This is a genomic window from Desulfoluna sp. CYM3A, assembly GCF_056829965.1.
Map to the genome: position 1 here is coordinate 5,129,609 of NZ_CP186556.1, position 17,854 is coordinate 5,147,462.

A 17,854-nucleotide genomic window follows, 5' to 3' on the forward strand; every position below is an offset into this window, starting at 1 on the left:
GGAGATTATATGCAGCCCCCCCGGGCTTTGTACATAGAGTAATGCATTCATTTACCTAGGGGATCCCCCCAAGCCCATCCGTGTAACGGCTCAAAGCACTGCAAATTCGAGCATTCAAGGGCATCAAAGGCATTTTTTTTACGGCCCCTTGCCTTTACTACCCTGTCAGTCGAGGACAGGGACAGACCCGAGACAAAAAAGAAAATCCCGTGCTCCATCCCCCATCGGGTGGTACGGCATCAGATCCGCTTGGCAATGGGATAACGTCGCCCGCTGCCAAAGGCCTTGGCCGTCACCCGAAGCCCCGGGGCCGCCTGCTGGCGCTTGTATTCGTTGATCTCAACCCGCCGGACCACATCGGCCACCACCGCCGCGTCAAACCCCATGGCCTCGATCTCCGCAGGTGCCTTTACCTCCTCCACATAGGCGTGCAAAATGGCATCCAGCACCTCGTAAGGGGGCAGCTCATCCTGGTCGGACTGGTCGGGCCTGAGTTCTGCCGACGGCACCTTGTCGATGATCCGCTGGGGGATCACCTCGCCGTTGCGGTTTACATACCGGGAGATATCCCACACAAGGGTCTTGGGTACATCGGAGATGACGGCCAGCCCCCCGTTCATGTCCCCGTAAAGGGTGCAGTATCCCACGGCCAGTTCGGACTTGTTGCCGGTGGTGAGCACCAGGGCTCCGGTCTTGTTGGAGAGGGCCATGAGCAGGGTGCCCCGGACCCGGGCCTGGATGTTCTGCTCGGTGACCCCGTGCTCCTCCCGGCAGAACACCTCCGACGCCCCCAAAAAGGCATCAAACATGGGGGCGATGGGCACCACATCGTACTGGGTCCCCAGATTCTCTGCCAGGGACCGGGTGTCCACGTCGTTGTCCGAGGAGGTGTACTCCGACGGCATAAAGACCGTGGAGACATTCTCGCCCCCCAGGGCGTCGGCGGCAACCGCAGCGGTGAGGGCCGAGTCAATGCCACCGGAGAGCCCGATGACCACTTTCTTGAAACCGCACTTGGTGACGTAATCCCGGGTGCCCATGACCAGGGCGCGGTAGACCTCTTCCTCCACGCAGGAAGGGGCTGCGGCAATGCGCTGGGGGCTCTTCTCCATGGGCTCGAAGACCAGAAGGTCCTCCTCGAAGGAGGCGCCACGGGCGGCCAGGGTGCCGTCATCGTGAAAGCCCAGGCTTCCCCCGTCAAAGAGCAGGTGATCGTTGCCCCCCACCTGGTTGACGTAACACACCGGCACCTTGTGGCGACGGGCCACCGAAGAGATGAGTGTCTCGCGAAAAGCGGGTTTCCCGGCGTTAAAGGGGGATGCCGAAATGTTGATGAGCAGCTCCGCCCCCTTTTCGCAGAGGTCTGACACAGGATCCACGCGATACTTCCGGGAGGAGAATACCTCCTTGTCGTTCCACATGTCCTCGCAGATGGTGATGCCGAGCCGCACCCCGTTCCACATCACAGGATGGGACTCGCTGCCCGGTTCAAAGTACCTGCGCTCATCGAACACGTCATAGGTGGGCAACAGCCGTTTCCGGACCTTGTGGAGCACCCGGCCGTCTTCAAAGAGAAGGGCTGCGTTGTAGAGGTTGTTCTCCCCGGGTTCGCCGTTTCTCTCCACATACCCGAGAAGAACGGCAATGCCCCGGACCCGTTCCATGAGTCGCTCAACGGCCTCCAGGTTGTCCGCAATAAAGGAGCGCCTCTCCAGAAGGTCGCGCGGCGGGTACCCGCTCACGGCAAGCTCCGGAAAAACCACCAGGCGGCACCCCGCCTCCCTGGCCTTGGCCGCAGCCGCCTCCATTTTTCGGCAATTGCCCTCAAAATCTCCGATGACCGGATTGATCTGCCCTGCTGCTATTCTCACCATATTCATGCTTCCGTGCTTGTTCCGCTTTTCCAATCACGCCCCGCCGTCGCAGAGCCCCTATCCATTTGAATTTTTGACATATTTTGCCTATGCCGCCATTCTTCACCCGGATAGTATCCCACCTAAGCCACCGCGGTCAAACCCTATTCATACCAAGGGCTTGTTCCAACCACAGCGGGGTATCTTTCAGCCACAGGGTGTGCTATAGTCTCCTGCCTACCGAGCAGATATCCCAAGATGCCGTATTGTATAAAAAAAGAGCCCAAAGGGCTCCAACACAGTGACTGAGACGCCATGAACACCACACACCACCGCTTAAAATCCACGGCCATGGCCGTTACCGCCTGGCTCCTGGTCCTTGCCGGGGCGGGCACCCTTGTGCCCTGGACACAGGCCACGGAACCCAATGTCATCGGTTACCGCTCCCTCTGCTCCTTCGCCCCTTTCTCCACCCTCATCTGCCTCATGGGTGCCAACATCCTGCTGACCCTTCGAAAACGCCTCACCGCTGCGTCAGAGGAGTAGTCGTGCCGAAAATAATCCGACTCTGTTTTATCGGGGCCCTCCACGCCACCTGCTACCTGTGGCTGATTCCGCAGGTCATCATGCCCCGTTTCGGCTCCACGGGCTCCAGGGCGGCCGTGGCCTGCGTGGTGACCCTCTCCCTGATTCTGGTCACCCTCATGTTCCGCAAGAAAAAACAGCCGGAAAAAAAGACCGGGCGTTAAACGTCTTCCAGTTCCGTGCGGATCGTGTTGCGCACGCGGTTGACAATGGCCCCCAGCTCCTCTTTTTTGTAGGCTCGGACATCCACCGGGTCATGGACCACAAGGGAAACGCCCCCGGGCATCAACTCGGTGCTCCCCTTGGGAAGAATGGCGCGGGTCCCCTTGATGGTCACGGGAAGGATGGGCAATCCCAGGTCATGGGCAAACCGGAAAGCCCCTTTCTTAAAAGGATTGAGGCTGCCGTCGTCGCTACGGGTCCCTTCGGGAAAGAAGATCACCGAGGTGCCCCCCCGGACTTTTTTGCGGGCGTGGTTGAGGGTGGAGACGGCCTTTGCGCTGTCGCTGCGATCGATGAAGATATGGCCCATGCTCTTGCAGACCCAGCCGATGAGGGGAACCTTCTCCAGCTCTTTTTTCATCACCCACTTGATATCCAGGCCGAGCCAGCCGTAGAGGACATAGATGTCGTAGTGGCTCAGATGGTTGGCCACCACCACGTAGGAGACACCGTCCCGGATCTTCTCCCGACCCGACACCGACACCCACATGGGGGTCATGAAGCTGTTGACCCGGGCCCAGAAGGTGGCGATGGTTTTCGACGCGAAGTTTGGGGAGACGGTCACGGAAAACAGCACGGCCAGGGGAGCCAGCACCAGGGTGGAGAGCCCCAGAAACGGCACCACCACACCCCATCGGTAGGGCCAGTACAAAAAGCGACCGAACCGCCCCCACACCCGGTCCCATGCACACTCCACGTTGCCGCCCCACTCTTCTGCGTATCGCCTGAGGGCGGCCTCCACACTGTTTTTTGTCCCGTTGCCCATTGCCATTGTCTCTCTCCTGCGGGGATCCTGCACCCAAAAAATAATCATTGGCCGCGGGGACATAGTACGCACGTTCCCGCGATCTTAGTTTTCCACAGCCATGCCAGAGGGTCTGCGACAGAACCCTAAGGCCGCGCCTTAGACCTTGTCCTTCACCTCATTCCAGAAACTCTCCACCCCCTCTTTCCATCCGCTCAGGTAGGTGTCGATGAACCCCTGGAACCGCTTCTGGGCGGTGCGCCCGGTGATGGCGAAACGCTCGGACTGATGCTTCAGGACCTGGGAAAAGTAGTCCCCCAGGTGCTCGTCCTTAAAGGGGTTGCCCCCCGGCGTCCAGCCCAGGGCGTACTGCAGCTCCCGGTAGTGGGCCGTGCGGGACCACTCCAGGCCCGCCCGTTTTCCCTCTTCGATGAAGTTGGCCTCGAACTCGGCCTTTTCACGTTTCAGGCGTTCCACCACGCTGGACATGTCCAGCTCGTCATGGATCTTCTGTCGAAGCGCCTCCTTCTTGCGGATCATGTTGGATATGGAGCGCTGGAAAACCTGGGAAAAGTTCATGCTGGAGCGCCACTCTTTCATGCGCTCGTAGAGCTCGTCCGGCACGCTGATCGTCACTTTTTTTGCCATGTGTATCCCCCGAAATGGTCGCAATTTTACCCACTACAACCTGCCACACCCCATCAATACGTGTCAATAAAACAATACGTACTATCCCGAGACTACGTACCGCACCCCCGTCCTCGTAAAATGGGGCCATGGCCCCGGTCGCCGGTATTTCCCCACCGCTGTGCGCCCTTGGGGAAAACCCTGTGGCCCCGCCCCCTCTTCTGTGATAATGAATGATGCAGTTGTAAAATATTGAGGTTACGGCGCCTCCCGTGAGGTTCTCGGGGGCCGGTATGAATGTTTTTGGAGTGATATGATGAAACAGTGGGTTTTTGTAGTGGTCCTTTTGGTTCTGGCAACCGCCTGTGCTCGCCCTCCCCAGTATGTTCCCAGCAAAAAGCCGGCCCGGTTCAGTTATGAATCCGCCGTGGACGGTCAAATCGGCACCCTCTCCACCCAGGTGGCCAAACAGCTCACGCGACGACGCATCCGCCGCGTGGCCGTCAAGGAGTTTACCCGCATCGACGGCAAACGCAAGCAGCTGGAAAAATACCTGGAGATGGAGGTCTCGGACAAATTGTTCAAAACCGGCTACTTCACGGTGGTGCGCAGCGAGATGCTGGAGGCCACCGGGGAAGACAGCGTCCTCGGTCTCGTTGAGAGCGCGGTGACCAAAAACTCCGATATCAAGGAAGAGGATGCCCGCAAGGTGGGTCGCGCCCTGAACATCGACGCCATCGTGGTGGGCCACACCGTGGTGCTGGGCAACGCGGTGAAGCTCTCCATCCAGCTCATCTCAACGGGCACGGGCGGCGTCTTCGGCTCGGCCTCGGCCATGATCACCAAGGACCGAAACATACGCACCCTGCTGGACGAAAAGGCCGCGGGCAAGGCCGCCTCCCTGGGTCGCAACGGAGAGTACGGGGACTTCATCAACACCGGAGAGAACCAGTACCACGAGCTGGTCCCCGACCTCTACACACTCTACGTGAAGCAGGTCAACGATCAGATGGACATCTTTGCCGAGACCGGCCCCACCGTGGAGCTCTTCTTGAACGACGAGTACAAGGTCATGGGCGTCGACGAAATGGTCTCCTTTACCCTGGACGAAAAAACCTACGTCCTGACCCTGCGCAAAATCTCCGGCCGAAGCGCTGTCTTCAGCTTTGCCAAGCTGAGAAACGCCTCGGATGACGAAGAGGCCCAGGCGCCGCCCGAGCCCTAATCGTCAGTGGGCCCCGGTGCCGAACCGGGGTCCCTGTCCTTAAAAAGTTTGGGGTTGTTCCAGTGACGGGTCTTGTCCCGGGCGCTTTTTTTGGCAAGATTCCTGGCCAGGGCCTCGGGCAGGTCCACCCCGGTCTGGTTGGCGATGCAGACCAGCACAAACATGAGATCGGCCAGCTCGTCCCCCAGGTCCGGGGCGGGCTCTTCCCGCTTGAAGCTCTGGTCCCCGTACACCCGCGTCATGATCCGGGCCACCTCACCGGCCTCTTCCAGCAGGATCCCCAGGTTGGTGAGCTCGGAAAAATACCGCACCCCCACCTCTTTTACCCAGCGGTCCACCCTCTCCTGATATTCGCGTATGCCCGTGTCATTTTTCATGCCGTGCGTCCTTTCCTGTCACTGGTTGTGGAAACGGCCCCTCCATACCACGGCGCGTTGCAAAGGGGGAACCCTTTTGGTAGAGTCGTCACGTCCGGGTGCCGAGCCCCGCAGGGCCCGTCCCCTTATCAACCTTTATATATAATCCAGGCCCCTGGGGCCCGGAACCCCGTACCCAAGGGATACACGAACCATGAGCAACCGAGTTGAACTCCTCGCACCGGCGGGAAATCCGGAAAAACTGGAAATTGCCGTCCACTACGGCGCCGACGCCGTCTACCTGGCGGGCAAGGCCTTCTCCCTCAGGAACTTTTCAGGAAACTTTACCTTGGAGGAGATGGCGGCGGGCATCCGCCACGCCCACGCCCACGGCGTCAAGGTCTACGTGGCCTGCAACGTCTATGCGCGAAACGACGAACTCGACGCCATGCGCGATTACCTCGCCGCCCTGGCCGAGGTGAAACCCGACGCCCTCATCGTGGCCGACCCGGCCATTTTTGCCGCGGCCCGGTCCATCGCCCCCGACATCGATCTCCATATCAGCACCCAGGCCAACACCACCAACCAGGAGACCGCCCTCTTCTGGAAGTCCTTGGGCGCCACCCGCATCAACGTGGCCCGTGAGCTGCCCCTCACCGACATCAAGGGGGTGGTGGACAACGGCGGCCTGGAAGTGGAAGCCTTTGTCCACGGGGCCATGTGCATCTCCTACTCCGGCCGCTGCCTTCTCTCCAGCTACCTCACCAACCGGGACAGCAACCGGGGCCAGTGCAGCCACCCCTGCCGGTGGAAGTACTCCGTGGTGGAAGAGATGCGCCCGGGGCATTACCACCCGGTGCAGGAGGACGAAAGGGGCTCGTACATCTTCAACTCCAAAGACCTCTGCATGATCGACCACGTCCCCGCCCTCATCGAATCGGGCATCCACTCCCTGAAAATCGAGGGGCGCATGAAAGGCATCAACTACCTGGCCTCGGTGGTGAAGACCTACCGGGAGGCCATCGACGCCTACTACGAGGACCCGAAACATTACACAACCCGTCCGGAGTGGGGCGAAGAGCTCTCCCGCATCAACAGCCGGGAGTACTCCACCGGTTTCTACTTCGGCTACGAAGGGGACGCCGCCCCCAACTACGGGGACTCCCGTCCCGGCACCATCCACCGCTTTGCCGGCAAGATCACGGCCGTGGACGGATGCCGCGCAACCCTCCACGTGCGCAACAAAATCACCGTGGGCCAGGAGGTGGAGGTCCTCACGCGAAAGGGGCCAGCCCGCCCCGACACCATCGCAGCCATTGAAAGTCTTGACGGGCATGCCCTGGAGCTGGCCCAGCCCAACACCTGTGTGGGCGTCACCCTCAACGGGAGCTACGCGCCAAACGACCTGATTCGCATCGCCGAAGAGACCACATACGGCCACGCCCCCGGAGCGTCCCGGCTGCCCAAAAACGGCAGCGCCCCGCGCTCCTGATCAAAAAGCAGCCTGTTTCAGGAGAGTTGCAACCTCCTGACAGGCTGTGATATTATGAATCCATAGCTCCCGGTTCCAACCAGACCCTGTCCCCCCCTTTTTTACTGAGTCCCCCAAAGCGCCCCTTCTCCGTCCCTACCCCATTGGGAGATATCGAGCCCGTTCCTGCGGCTCCGATCATCCCGGGAAGCCCCGCCCGCCCCCACCCGTTCACCATGACAGAGGTGACCCATGAATAACAAAGTCGTTTTTGTGGATGACGAAAAACCCATTCTGGACTCCATCTCCCGCGCCTTTCGAAACGAGCCTTACAAGATCTACGCCTTTGACGACCCGACCACCGCCCTTGAAGAGATCCACGTCATCAAACCGGCCGTGGTGATCTCCGACCGCATGATGCCTGACATGGACGGCTCGGAATTCCTGGAGAAGGTCCGCATCCGATGGCCCTCGGTGGTGCGCATCATGCTCACCGGTCACTCCGACATCGACGCCACCATCACCGTCATTAATAAAGGCCACATCTTCCGGTTCATCAACAAGCCCTGGAGCAAGGCCGAGCTTAAAATGTCGGTGAAAAACGGGGTGGACCACTTCAACCTGGCCATGGAAAACAAGCAGATGTCCCAGGTGATCAAACAGAAAAACGAAGCCCTGCTGGCCCTGAACAGCGAGATGGAAAACCGCCTGAGGTCCTGCCTCACCGATGTGGAAGAGACCGCCAGGCAGTACAAGGAACTCAACTGCCGCCTTCAGGAAACCCTGACAGCCATCATCACCGATATCGAACAGGCCAAAGGAAGTTGACAAAAGGGGGTTCCAATGGCCGAGATCCTCGACGAAGAAAAAAAAATCGTCATCAAGATCGTTTACTACGGACCGGCCCTCTCCGGGAAGACCACCAACCTCATGCAGCTTCACGACCTCATCCGGCCAGGCCGGTGCGGCGACCTCATGAGCCTTGAGACCCGGGGCGACCGCACCCTTTTCTTTGACCTGCTCCCCATTCTTGCCAGCACCGACGGGGAGTACCGGGTAAAAATCAAGCTCTTTACCGTCCCCGGCCAGGTGGCCCACGATGCCACGCGCAAGGCGGTCCTCTCCCGGGCCGACGGGGTGGTGTTTGTGGCCGACTCCCAGACGGCACAGGCCCTCAACAACTTTCAGAGCTTTGAAAACCTGGAAAAAAACGCAGGGCGCATCGGCCTGGACTTCGAGCACCTTCCCCTGGTTATCCAGTTCAACAAACGGGATCTTCCGGATATCCTCACCACCGAGGAGATCCGCTCACGCTGGGAGCCGTCGGGGCTCCCCGTCACCTTCTCCACCGCCCTCACCGGTCAAGGGGTCCGCACCACCTTCGAAACCATTCTCTCGGCCACCTACCGCAGTCTGGACACCTCCCACGACCTGGGAGGCAGCTACCGGATCATGGAAGAGAACCTTCATTCGGTGCTGCCTTCCCACGCCGACCCCGTGAGCCATTGACCCAAACCCAAGGAGTCCCGCCCATGGAGCGTTCCCATGAGACCATCACCCCCTTTGACAGGGAGTACTCCTTGAGGGACCTCCTCCCCTCGGAGGTCGTCCTCACCTGGGCCCGTGCGGCCCCGCCCCTGGGCCTGGGCCACCTCTCGGTGCTCATGCCCGACGGCACGCCCCTGCTCCCGGAGGATAGCTGCGGGGAGGTGACCCGCGCCATCGGGGAACGCCTGGCTGAAACCCGGCCCGGGACAAGGGCCCTGACCGAGACCCCCAAGGGATGGGTGATCCTCACGCCCCTGGTCCACGAGCTGGACATCCTGGGCTACCTGGCCTTGGGGTTCAACCCCGACGGCAATGTCCCCACCGACGAGCTGGCGGCCGCCGAAGCCATCCTGGCCACGGCCATCACCCAGATCATGAAAAGCGGATGCGGCCTGGCCATGGCCTCCAGGGTCCACGGCGAGGTGGTGGAAGACACCTTTGCCGACCTCAAGGAGAAAGCGGCCCAATTGGCCAAATCCGAGAAAAAATACCGGCTCCTGGCCGCCAGCCTGGACAAGGAGGTTAAACGGAAAACCGAAGAGATCCGGCAAGCCCAGGAACACCTCATGCAGCAGGAGAAGATGGCCTCCATCGGCCAGCTGGCCGCCGGGGTGGCCCACGAAATCAACAACCCCATGGGCTTTATCACCAGCAACATCAACAGCCTCGACGAGTATGCCGGAGAACTCATCCGCTTTGTGACCCTGCAGCGAGACCTCATCGACGAGGCCGACCGGGCAGGCCTTTTCACCGGAGAGAAAACAGACCGCCTCCTGTCGGAACTCCGCCACATTGACGAAGGCGCGGACATCGACTTCATCCTCAAAGACATCCCACCGCTGCTCAACGAGTCCATCGACGGGGCCGAACGCATCCGGAAAATCGTCCAGGACCTCAAGGACTTTGCCCACCCCGGCGAGGAGACCCTCAGCCTGGCCGACCTCAACACCAACCTGGACAAAAGCATCAACATCGTGGGCAGCGAACTCAAATACAAGGTCACCCTGGAAAAAGACTACCGCCCCCTTCCCCCGGTGCAGTGTTACGCCCGGCAACTTGACCAGGTCTTCATCAACCTCTTGGTCAACGCGGCCCAGGCCATCACCGACAAAGGGACCATCACCGTCACCACCCGTCACGACAGCACCCATGCCGTGGTGGCCATCGCCGACACAGGCACCGGCATCCCCAAGGGAAAGCTGAAAAAAATCTTCGACCCCTTCTACACCACCAAACCCGTGGGCAAGGGCACCGGCCTGGGCCTCAACGTGGTCTACAACATCGTCAAGCGCCATCGGGGTTCCATCAGCGTCAAAAGCGAGGAGGGCAAAGGCACCACCTTCACCCTGCGCCTGCCCCTGCACCGAGCCCTTCACGCCGAGGAGAAGGAACCATGAGCCGACTCGCATCCCTCTTCCTGGGCAAAGACCCTCCCGACTCGGAAGAGCCCCCCGAGGACTCCCGGCCCTACGCCATTCTCTTTGTGGATGACGAAGCCGGTGTGCTGTCGGCCATGAAACGCATCTTCCGAAAGGAGACCTACCGCATCTTTACCGCGTCCTGCGGCGAAGAGGCCTTAGAGTGCCTCCGGCAGGAGGAGATCCACGTCATCATCACCGACCACCGCATGCCCGGCATCACCGGCGCCGACCTCCTGCGCCGGATCAAACGGGAGTACCCCAACACCATCCGCATCATGCTCACCGGCCATGCCGACGTGGGAGCCATCATGGGGGCGGTGAACGAGGGAGCCGTCTACAAGTTCATCACCAAGCCCTGGAGCGACGAAGACCTGCGTATCACTGTGGGCCTGGCCCTGGAGCAGTACGACCTCATCCGGGAAAACCGGGCCCTGAAAAAAAACCAGGTTTCCCAGACCAAGCGTATCAACCAGATGAGCCGTTTCATCAACACCCACCGGAGCCAGGTGGGATCCATCCTGATGAAGCAGAACCTCCTTCGAAAAAATGACCTGGAAAATGCCCGGGAAATCCAGGCAAAGAAAAACCTGCCCATGCCCCAGGTGCTCATGGAGATGGGCCTGGTGGACGAGGGAACGATCTTGAACGCCATCCAGCGAGAGATGGGCATCAACCGCGTCTACCCCGCGGAGTTCAGCACGCCCGAGGCCCTGGTGGCCCTGATTCCCCGGGAGATCTGCAAAAACAACCTGCTGGTGCCCCTGAAGCGCACGGAAACCGGGATCATGATTGCCATGAACGATCCCAGCGAATACCTGAAGATCGAGGACCTTCAGTTCATCACCGGCCTGCGGGTGGAGCCGGTCATTGCCACGCGCAAGGAGATCATCAAAAAAATCGAGGAGCTTTACGGAGAGGAAGAGGCGGGCCTGGATGAGCTCACCGTGCTGGAGATGGAGGACCCCACCGAGGCCATTGAGATCATCCTCGACGAAGAGGACGAGGAAGCCGACCTCAAAGAGCTCCTCATCGCCAAGGACCAGCCCCCGGCCATTCGCATCGTCAACGCCATCATCTCCGACGCCCTGCGCCACGAAGCCTCGGATGTGCACATCGAGCCCAAGACCAAATACGTCATGGTGCGGTACCGCATGGACGGGCTCCTCAACGACAAAATCCACGTCCCCATCACCATGCACCCGGCCATCGTCTCCCGCATCAAGGTGATGGCCGAGCTGGACATCTCTGAGCGAAGGCGCCCCCAGGACGGGCGCATCACCGTGAAGACCCCCTCGAAAATGGTGGACATCCGCCTCTCCTGCCTGCCCACCATCAACGGGGAGAAGGTGGTGTTCCGCATCCTGGACCGCAACGCCTCCATCAAGAGCGTGGAGGACCTGGGGCTTACCAACGAGGAAAAGGAGATGGTCACCCGCCTCATCAACCGACCCCAGGGGTGCATCCTCACCACCGGCCCCACGGGCAGCGGCAAGACCAGTACCCTCTATTCGCTGATGCAGGAAAACGCCTCGGTCACCAAGAACTACACCACCATCGAAGACCCCGTGGAGTACTTCATGTCCATGGCCGAGCAGGTCATGGTCAAGGAGAAGATCGGCCTGAACTTTCCCATCATCCTGCGGGCCATCCTCCGGCAGGACCCCAACGTCATCATGCTGGGAGAGATCCGGGACTTCGAGACTGCGGAAGTGGCCTTCCACGCAGCCCTCACCGGCCACACGGTCCTGAGCACCCTCCACACCAACGGCAGCATCCCCACCATCACGCGCCTCAGGGACATGGGCATCCAGCCCTACGTCATCGGCGAGGCCTTAAGCGGCATCATCGCCCAGCGTCTGGTCCGCCGCATCTGTGACAACTGCAAGGAAGAGGAGGCCCTCTCCCCTGCCACCATCGATGCCCTGGGCATCAACGCCAACGGAGGCACCTTCCCGGCCTTCCACGGCAAAGGATGCGACCGGTGCAACAACTCGGGCTACCGGGGACGCACCGGCCTCTTTGAAATCCTCACCGTCACCCAGGAGATCAAACAGCTCATCAACACCGCCGCCTCAGAGTCCGAACTCACCCGGGCTGCCCGGTGGGCCGGCATGAAACCCCTGGTGGAAGACGGGTGGACCAAAATCAACCAGGGCGTCACCACCGCCGAAGAGGTACTCCGGGTCCTGGGCCCCCAGAACACCCTGGAGGTCAAGTGCCCCCACTGCAACGCCAACTTGAGGGAGCGCCACCGCTACTGCCCCTTCTGCTCGGGACGGATCCTGCTTCAGTGCATCAACTGCGGGTGCTACCTGGAGCCGGACTGGAACGGCTGCCCGGACTGCGCCACCCGCGTCACCGACCGCTGAAAAACCCATCCGGCCGTCACCATCACATGCCGGGATGGGCTCCCTCCCCCTTTTTCTCCCGTGTTCCAGCCGGACCTTGACCGTCCCTGCGCCTTGCCGGTTCGTATTCCACCCGATTCCTTCCCTTGCTCTTTGCCCGGTACAAAGCGTCGTCCGCCCGGCCAATGGAGGCCTTGATGTCCTCGGACGGGGTGTACTTGGTCACCCCCACGGAGATGGTCACCCGAAAATCCGCAGGAAGTCCCTCAAAGGCAAGCCCTTCGGTGAGAACCCTCACCCGCTCGGCGCATTGCATGGCCTCACTTACCCCGGAATTGGTAAGAATAAGGATAAACTCCTCCCCCCCGTACCGGGCGATGTGGTCGATGTCCCGCAGGTTCTTTTGAATGGCCTGGGCCACGGTGCGCAGCACGATATCCCCCGCCTCGTGGCCAAAGGTGTCGTTGACCCGCTTGAAGTGATCCAGATCGAAGATGCAGATGGAAAAGGGGTGAACCCCGCGATCCCCCAGGGCCTTCTCCCGCTCCAGAATCTCGAACATCTGGCGGCGGTTGAACACCTGGGTGAGATCGTCGTGGATGGCCAGCTTCTCGATGGTGACCATGGCCCGGGCCACCTTTTCCCGAAGGCTGGTGATGTAGCCCCCCACCAGGGAAAACCAGGGAAGCACCACCATGAGGATGAGCAGGTTCATCACCTCCAGCCGGGTGTTGAATCCGGCTGGGTCCTGCCTCTGGAGGAGAAACAGCACCGCCCCGTAGCTTGCGATGGCAAAGGCCGAGAGAAAGAGGAACTGCCGGACCTTGAGCCGGAAGAGCCCGTAGACAAAGACCACGAGGTAAAGAAGAAGCAGCCCGCCCCGGGCCTCCCCCGAATAGTAGACCCCCACCATGACCCAAAAGGTCCCCATGCCCATCTGAAACAGGGTAAGGCTCGGATCTTTGAAGCATCGGTTCAACCCGCTCAGAAACACCAGCAGCAAGGCAATGTTGCACAACGCCACCAGGCAGGTGCACCGCCACAACACGGGCCAGGGGATCTGGGAGAGCCCCATGTAGCGAACATAGGCAAAAAGCCCCAGCCACAGAAGATAGGTGGTTGCGGCCATGGCAAACCGCTTGAGCCGAAGCCCCTGGTTGAATGTTGTCTCGGACATACCTGTCACCCCGTTGCTTGCGTTACCTGCCAGGCACACGGAGGGCGGAGACCGCCCCCACCGTGTGGTCCATTGTCCGTTGTCGCGAAGCCTTTCTGCCTTCTCAGAGGCGAACCCTGAAAAACAAGGTGTAGAGAACCGGCACCATGCCCAGGGTGATCACCGTGGCAAAAACCAGCCCGAAAATAATGGAGACCGCCATGGGCTCGAAAAGGGGCCCGCCTCCCACCCAGAGGGGAATGAGCCCGCCCACGGTGGTGAGGGTGGTGAGCAGGATGGGACGAAGCCGCCGCTGGGCCGCAATCACCACGGCGTCGCCTGGCTCCAGCCCGTTCTCTTCGATCTCGATGCGAATACGATCGAGCAGCACGTTGGCGTTGTTGATCACAATGCCCGAAAGGGCCACCACCCCCAGAAGGGTCATGAACCCGAAATAGGATCGCGCCACCAGAAGCCCCACGGTGACGCCGATGAGCCCCAGGGGCACGATGCAGAGAAGCAGGGCCGTCCGCCTCAGGGAGTTGAACTGAAGGATGAGAAGCAGCATGATCAGCATGGCGGCAAAGGGCAGCTCATCGGCGATGGCCTGATTGGCCTTGGCCGACTTTTCCGCTTCCCCGGCCACCTCGTAACGGTATCCCAGGCCCCAGCCGCCGCTCTGCTCCGCCAGCCAGGCCGAGACCTTCTCGTTGATGGCCAGGGCGTTGAATCCTTCGAAGAGGTCGGCGTACACCTCCACGGTGCGAAGCCGGTCCCGGCGAATGATCTTACCGTGCTGCCAGTCCGTGTCCATATGGGCCACCTGGCTCAAAGGCACGGACTGGCCTGTTGCCAGGCTGTAGATGCGCAGCCCTTCCAATTTTTCGATGTCGTTTCGGTCCTCGGCCACGGAGCGCACCACAATGGGAATGAGGTCGTCCTCCTCCCGGTACTGCCCCACCTGAATGCCGCTTAAGGTTCCCTGAAGGGAGAGGGCGATATCCCGGCTGGTGATGCCAGCGCGCCGGGCCCGCTCCTGGTCCACCCGCACCACCAGCTTGCGGGTGTGGCGCCCCCAGTCATCCCCCACCTCCCGCACCCCCGGCTCCTTGCGCAGACGCTCTTTGAGCCCATTCACCAGCGTAAAGAGCACGGCATCCCGCTTGCCGGAGATACGCACCGCCACAGGATGGTTCACCGGCGGCCCCACGGACAGGCGGGACACCTTGGCCCGGACCTCGGGGAGTTCGGCGTCACAGAAATCCTGAAGCCGGTTCACCACCTCGGCCACGGCCTCAAAGGAGGTGGTGTTGATGAGGAGATAGGCAAAGCTGCTCTCCGGCGGGTCCGGCCGGTAGGAGAGGATAAACCGCGGAGCCCCTTCGCCGATGAAGCTCCCCCAGCTCACCACCCCTTCTCCCCCCTCTTCCGCCATGAGGTTGGCCTGGATGAAGGTTTCCATCTGCTTGACCATGGCTTCGGTGTGGGCGATGTCCGAGCCCGGGGGCGTCTCCACGGTGGCGGTGATGATGCGACGGTCCGAGTCCGGCATGAACCGCTTGGGCACGTACCGAAACCCCGCCATGGCCACCACAAAGGCAAGGCACATGGCCGTAACAAACAGCAGGCGGTGGCGCAGCACCCCCAGAAGGGCCCGCCGGTACCGGTTATAAAAAGGCGATTGATACCCTGGCTCCTTATCCGGCCCCTTGACGCGCAGAAACCGGACACAGAACAAAGGGATCATGGTGAGGGCCAGCACCCAGGAGCTGAGGAGGGTAAGGGTCACCACCTTGAACAGGGGTGAGGTGTACTCCCCGGTGGACGATTTGGCCATGTAGATGGGCAAAAAGGCAAAGGAGGTGGTCAACGAGGCCGTGAGGAGCGGACGCGCCAGCTCCTTTGCCGAGGTCACCGCGGCCTCGGCCACGCTCTGGCCCTCCCGCACCTGGGTCATGATGGACTCGCTCATGACAATGGCGTTGTCCACCAGGATTCCCAGGGAGATCAGCAGGGCCGTCAGGGAGACCTGGTCGATGCCGATGCCAAAAAAGCCCATGAGCAAAAAAGCCATGAGGATGGTGACGGGGATGAGGCTGGCCACGAGGAGCCCGGTCCGCACCCCCAGGCTCACCAGCATCACCATGCAGACAATCACGATGCTCTGCATGAGGTTGGAGAGAAAATCGCTGACGCTCCGATGGACCCGCTCGGGCTGACGGGCCAGGAACTGAAACCCCACGCCGATGGGATAGAGGGCCTCCAGCCGCTTGGTAAAGGCCGTCACCTCCTTGCCCAGGGCAATGATATCCCCGCCGTCGGACATGGAGATGGCCAGGCCCAGGGCCGGAACACCGTTGAATCGCATGCGGGTGGAGGGCGGGTCCTTGTACCCCCGGGTCACGGCCACCAGGTCCTTTAAGTAGACCACCTCCTTGCGGCCCGGCACCGAGATCACCGTATCCAGGATCTCGGCCACGGCCTCAAAGTTCCCCGTGGGCTCCAGGTTGATCCGCTCCTGCCCCGACTCCAGGGCCCCGCCGGGGATGATGATGTTGCGTTGAGAGAGCACCTGCTGAAGCATAAGGGGCGAAATGCCGTACCGGGCCAGGCGCGCGGAGTTAAACTCCAGGAACACCTGCTCCTCCTGGGCGCCGATGATCTCCACCTTGGCCACGTTGTCGATGCGGAGAAGCTCGTCACGGACCTCGTCGGCCACATCCTTGAGCTCGCGGTAGGTGTACCCCTCACCGGTGAGGGCCAGGACCTGGCCAAACACATCGCCGAAGTCGTCGTTCACAAAGGGCCCGATGACCCCTTCCGGAAGCCTGGGGGTTTCCCTGTCCACCTTGCGCCGCAGCTCGTCCCACAGGGGGCGCATCTCTTTGTATGACTCGTCGATGTGCACATAGATGATGGAAATCCCGGGCCGGGACTCGCTCTCCACGTAATCGAGCTCGGAGATCTCCTGAATCGCCTTCTCCAGCCTGTCGGTGACCAGTTGCTCCACCCGCTCCGGGCTGGCACCGGGGAAATAGGTGGTGACCATGGCCACCCGGATGATGTACCCGGGATCCTCGTCCTGGGGCAGCCTGTGCAAGGTCACCCAGCCCCCCAGCACCACCATGAGGATCACCACCAGGGTCACCCGGTTCATGCGGATCGCCGCTTCCGTGATGTGCATCATGGCGCCTCCCCGGCTTTGAGCAGCACCCGCATGCCATGGCTCAGGCGGCTCATGCCCGCCGTCACCACCCACTCGTCGCCGGAAAGGCCGGAAAAGACCTCAAGGCCGTCCTGGGTCAGGGCTCCCACGGCCACGGGAAGGCGCCGGATCGTGGCCTTGCCCTCCCCGTCGGGCTCTGCGGCAAAGAGAAAAGGTCCGGACGCATCCTGCCCCACCACATGGGAAGGAACAAGGAACCGCTCCCCACCGCGCCCCGGAAATCGAAAAGTCGCCTCCGCCGCCATGCCGGGCAGCACCTCCCTGACCTCCTCCACAAGGCGAAGGGTCACGGGGTAGGTGGCGGCAAAGCCTGTGGCCGCCGTGCCCACCTCATACACAACGGCCGGAAAGGGCCTCTTCCCCATGGCGGCAAACCGCACGGCCACCGCCTGCCCTGCACGGATGTCCGAGATCATCACCTCGGGGATATCCACATGGACCTCCACCCGGCGCCCGGAGGCAAGAATGGCCACCGGCACCCCGGCCCCGGTGTTTTCACTCTCATCGGCCAGGACCATGGTCACCGAACCCGACATGGGCGACACCAGGCGGGTGTACCCCAGCTGGCGCTTTGCCAGGTCCCGCTTCTTCTCGATGGAGGTCACCTGGGCCGTGGCCGACTCCCAGGCCGCCCGGGCCCGGTCCAGATCGCTCTTGGAGATGTTGTCGTTCTCCCAGAGCCGCCGCGCCCGTTCATAGGAGAGGGCGGCGTTGCGGGCCTGTGCCCTGGCCTGGTCCAGGCCCGCTTCGGCCTCCTGGACCCGCAGGCGGTAGTCCCGGTCGTCCAGGGAGGCCACAAGGTCCCGGCACTGGGGACGGCTCCACCTCACCGGGATTCGCTCCAGGGTGCCCGGCACCTTGAAGCTGAGCCTGGACTCCACCGAGGCCAGGGCATACCCGGAAAAAACCCGGGAGACCTCAGGGGCAACCCGCACCGCCCTCTGCACCCGCACCGGCCTCAGGTGAACCTCCTCGGCCGCCCTGTCCTCCGAACACCCCACGCATTCCAGCGCCAACAGGCTTGCCGCCAGAACCACTCCTCTCCACACCCGACCGCCCATACCCTCTCCT

The 17,854-nt window shown here is 61.5% G+C and carries 15 protein-coding genes; 8 read left to right on the forward strand and 7 right to left on the reverse strand.

The features are described from left to right. Nucleotides 1-239: 239 nt before the first annotated feature. On the reverse strand, nucleotides 240-1,874 hold the full coding sequence (locus tag ACOYW1_RS26010) for an NAD+ synthase (protein ID WP_482418364.1): 1,635 nt from the start codon (nucleotides 1,872-1,874) through the stop codon (nucleotides 240-242). 294 nt (nucleotides 1,875-2,168) lie between these two features. On the opposite strand from ACOYW1_RS26010, the gene ACOYW1_RS26015 reads away from it, so the two are divergent. Continuing rightward, nucleotides 2,169-2,399: a hypothetical protein gene (locus ACOYW1_RS26015; RefSeq protein WP_482420292.1), complete on the forward strand. Its 231-nt coding sequence runs from the start codon at nucleotides 2,169-2,171 to the stop codon at nucleotides 2,397-2,399. A 2-nt stretch (nucleotides 2,400-2,401) separates the two neighbouring features. Further along, complete coding sequence (locus tag ACOYW1_RS26020) at nucleotides 2,402-2,602, forward strand: hypothetical protein (protein ID WP_482418366.1); 201 nt, start codon at nucleotides 2,402-2,404, stop codon at nucleotides 2,600-2,602. Here the strand turns inward: ACOYW1_RS26020 and ACOYW1_RS26025 are convergent. Both ACOYW1_RS26025 and ACOYW1_RS26030 read right to left on the reverse strand, forming a co-directional pair. Further along, nucleotides 2,599-3,432, reverse strand: a complete 834-nt coding sequence (locus ACOYW1_RS26025) for a lysophospholipid acyltransferase family protein (protein ID WP_482420293.1) — start codon at nucleotides 3,430-3,432, stop codon at nucleotides 2,599-2,601. The genes ACOYW1_RS26020 and ACOYW1_RS26025 overlap by 4 nt on opposite strands. A 132-nt stretch (nucleotides 3,433-3,564) precedes the next feature. Continuing rightward, on the reverse strand, nucleotides 3,565-4,053 hold the full coding sequence (locus ACOYW1_RS26030) for a hypothetical protein (RefSeq protein WP_482418368.1): 489 nt from the start codon (nucleotides 4,051-4,053) through the stop codon (nucleotides 3,565-3,567). 292 nt (nucleotides 4,054-4,345) lie between these two features. Here ACOYW1_RS26030 and ACOYW1_RS26035 point away from each other — a divergent pair, with 292 nt between their 5' ends. Beyond that, nucleotides 4,346-5,257, forward strand: coding sequence for a hypothetical protein (locus ACOYW1_RS26035; RefSeq protein WP_180137769.1), 912 nt, complete (start codon nucleotides 4,346-4,348; stop codon nucleotides 5,255-5,257). Here ACOYW1_RS26035 and ACOYW1_RS26040 read toward each other — a convergent pair. Next, nucleotides 5,254-5,634: a nucleotide pyrophosphohydrolase gene (locus ACOYW1_RS26040; protein WP_482420294.1), complete on the reverse strand. Its 381-nt coding sequence runs from the start codon at nucleotides 5,632-5,634 to the stop codon at nucleotides 5,254-5,256. The two genes, ACOYW1_RS26035 and ACOYW1_RS26040, sit on opposite strands and share 4 nt — an antisense overlap. A gap of 193 nt (nucleotides 5,635-5,827) precedes the next feature. Here ACOYW1_RS26040 and ACOYW1_RS26045 point away from each other — a divergent pair, with 193 nt between their 5' ends. The 5 genes from ACOYW1_RS26045 to ACOYW1_RS26065 all read left to right on the forward strand — a co-directional run bounded on the left by ACOYW1_RS26045 (nucleotide 5,828) and on the right by ACOYW1_RS26065 (nucleotide 12,422). Next, nucleotides 5,828-7,105, forward strand: coding sequence for a peptidase U32 family protein (locus ACOYW1_RS26045; protein ID WP_482420295.1), 1,278 nt, complete (start codon nucleotides 5,828-5,830; stop codon nucleotides 7,103-7,105). Nucleotides 7,106-7,336: 231 nt separating this feature from the next. Next, entirely contained in the window at nucleotides 7,337-7,912 is a 576-nt protein-coding gene (locus tag ACOYW1_RS26050; RefSeq protein WP_180137775.1) for a response regulator, read from the forward strand. A 15-nt stretch (nucleotides 7,913-7,927) separates the two neighbouring features. Further along, on the forward strand, nucleotides 7,928-8,593 hold the full coding sequence (locus ACOYW1_RS26055; RefSeq protein WP_482420296.1) for a GTP-binding protein: 666 nt from the start codon (nucleotides 7,928-7,930) through the stop codon (nucleotides 8,591-8,593). A 23-nt stretch (nucleotides 8,594-8,616) separates the two neighbouring features. After that, nucleotides 8,617-10,029, forward strand: a complete 1,413-nt coding sequence (locus ACOYW1_RS26060; protein WP_482420297.1) for a sensor histidine kinase — start codon at nucleotides 8,617-8,619, stop codon at nucleotides 10,027-10,029. Continuing rightward, nucleotides 10,026-12,422: an ATPase, T2SS/T4P/T4SS family gene (locus ACOYW1_RS26065; protein WP_482420298.1), complete on the forward strand. Its 2,397-nt coding sequence runs from the start codon at nucleotides 10,026-10,028 to the stop codon at nucleotides 12,420-12,422. Before ACOYW1_RS26060 ends, ACOYW1_RS26065 begins: the two co-directional genes overlap by 4 nt. 22 nt (nucleotides 12,423-12,444) lie before the next feature. Here ACOYW1_RS26065 and ACOYW1_RS26070 read toward each other — a convergent pair whose 3' ends face one another. The 3 genes from ACOYW1_RS26070 to ACOYW1_RS26080 form a co-directional block, all read right to left on the reverse strand. After that, nucleotides 12,445-13,578: a GGDEF domain-containing protein gene (locus tag ACOYW1_RS26070; RefSeq protein WP_482420299.1), complete on the reverse strand. Its 1,134-nt coding sequence runs from the start codon at nucleotides 13,576-13,578 to the stop codon at nucleotides 12,445-12,447. A gap of 103 nt (nucleotides 13,579-13,681) precedes the next feature. Beyond that, nucleotides 13,682-16,744, reverse strand: a complete 3,063-nt coding sequence (locus tag ACOYW1_RS26075) for an efflux RND transporter permease subunit (protein ID WP_482420300.1) — start codon at nucleotides 16,742-16,744, stop codon at nucleotides 13,682-13,684. Next, nucleotides 16,741-17,844, reverse strand: a complete 1,104-nt coding sequence (locus tag ACOYW1_RS26080) for an efflux RND transporter periplasmic adaptor subunit (RefSeq protein WP_482420301.1) — start codon at nucleotides 17,842-17,844, stop codon at nucleotides 16,741-16,743. Before ACOYW1_RS26080 ends, ACOYW1_RS26075 begins: the two co-directional genes overlap by 4 nt. Nucleotides 17,845-17,854: the final 10 nt, after the last annotated feature.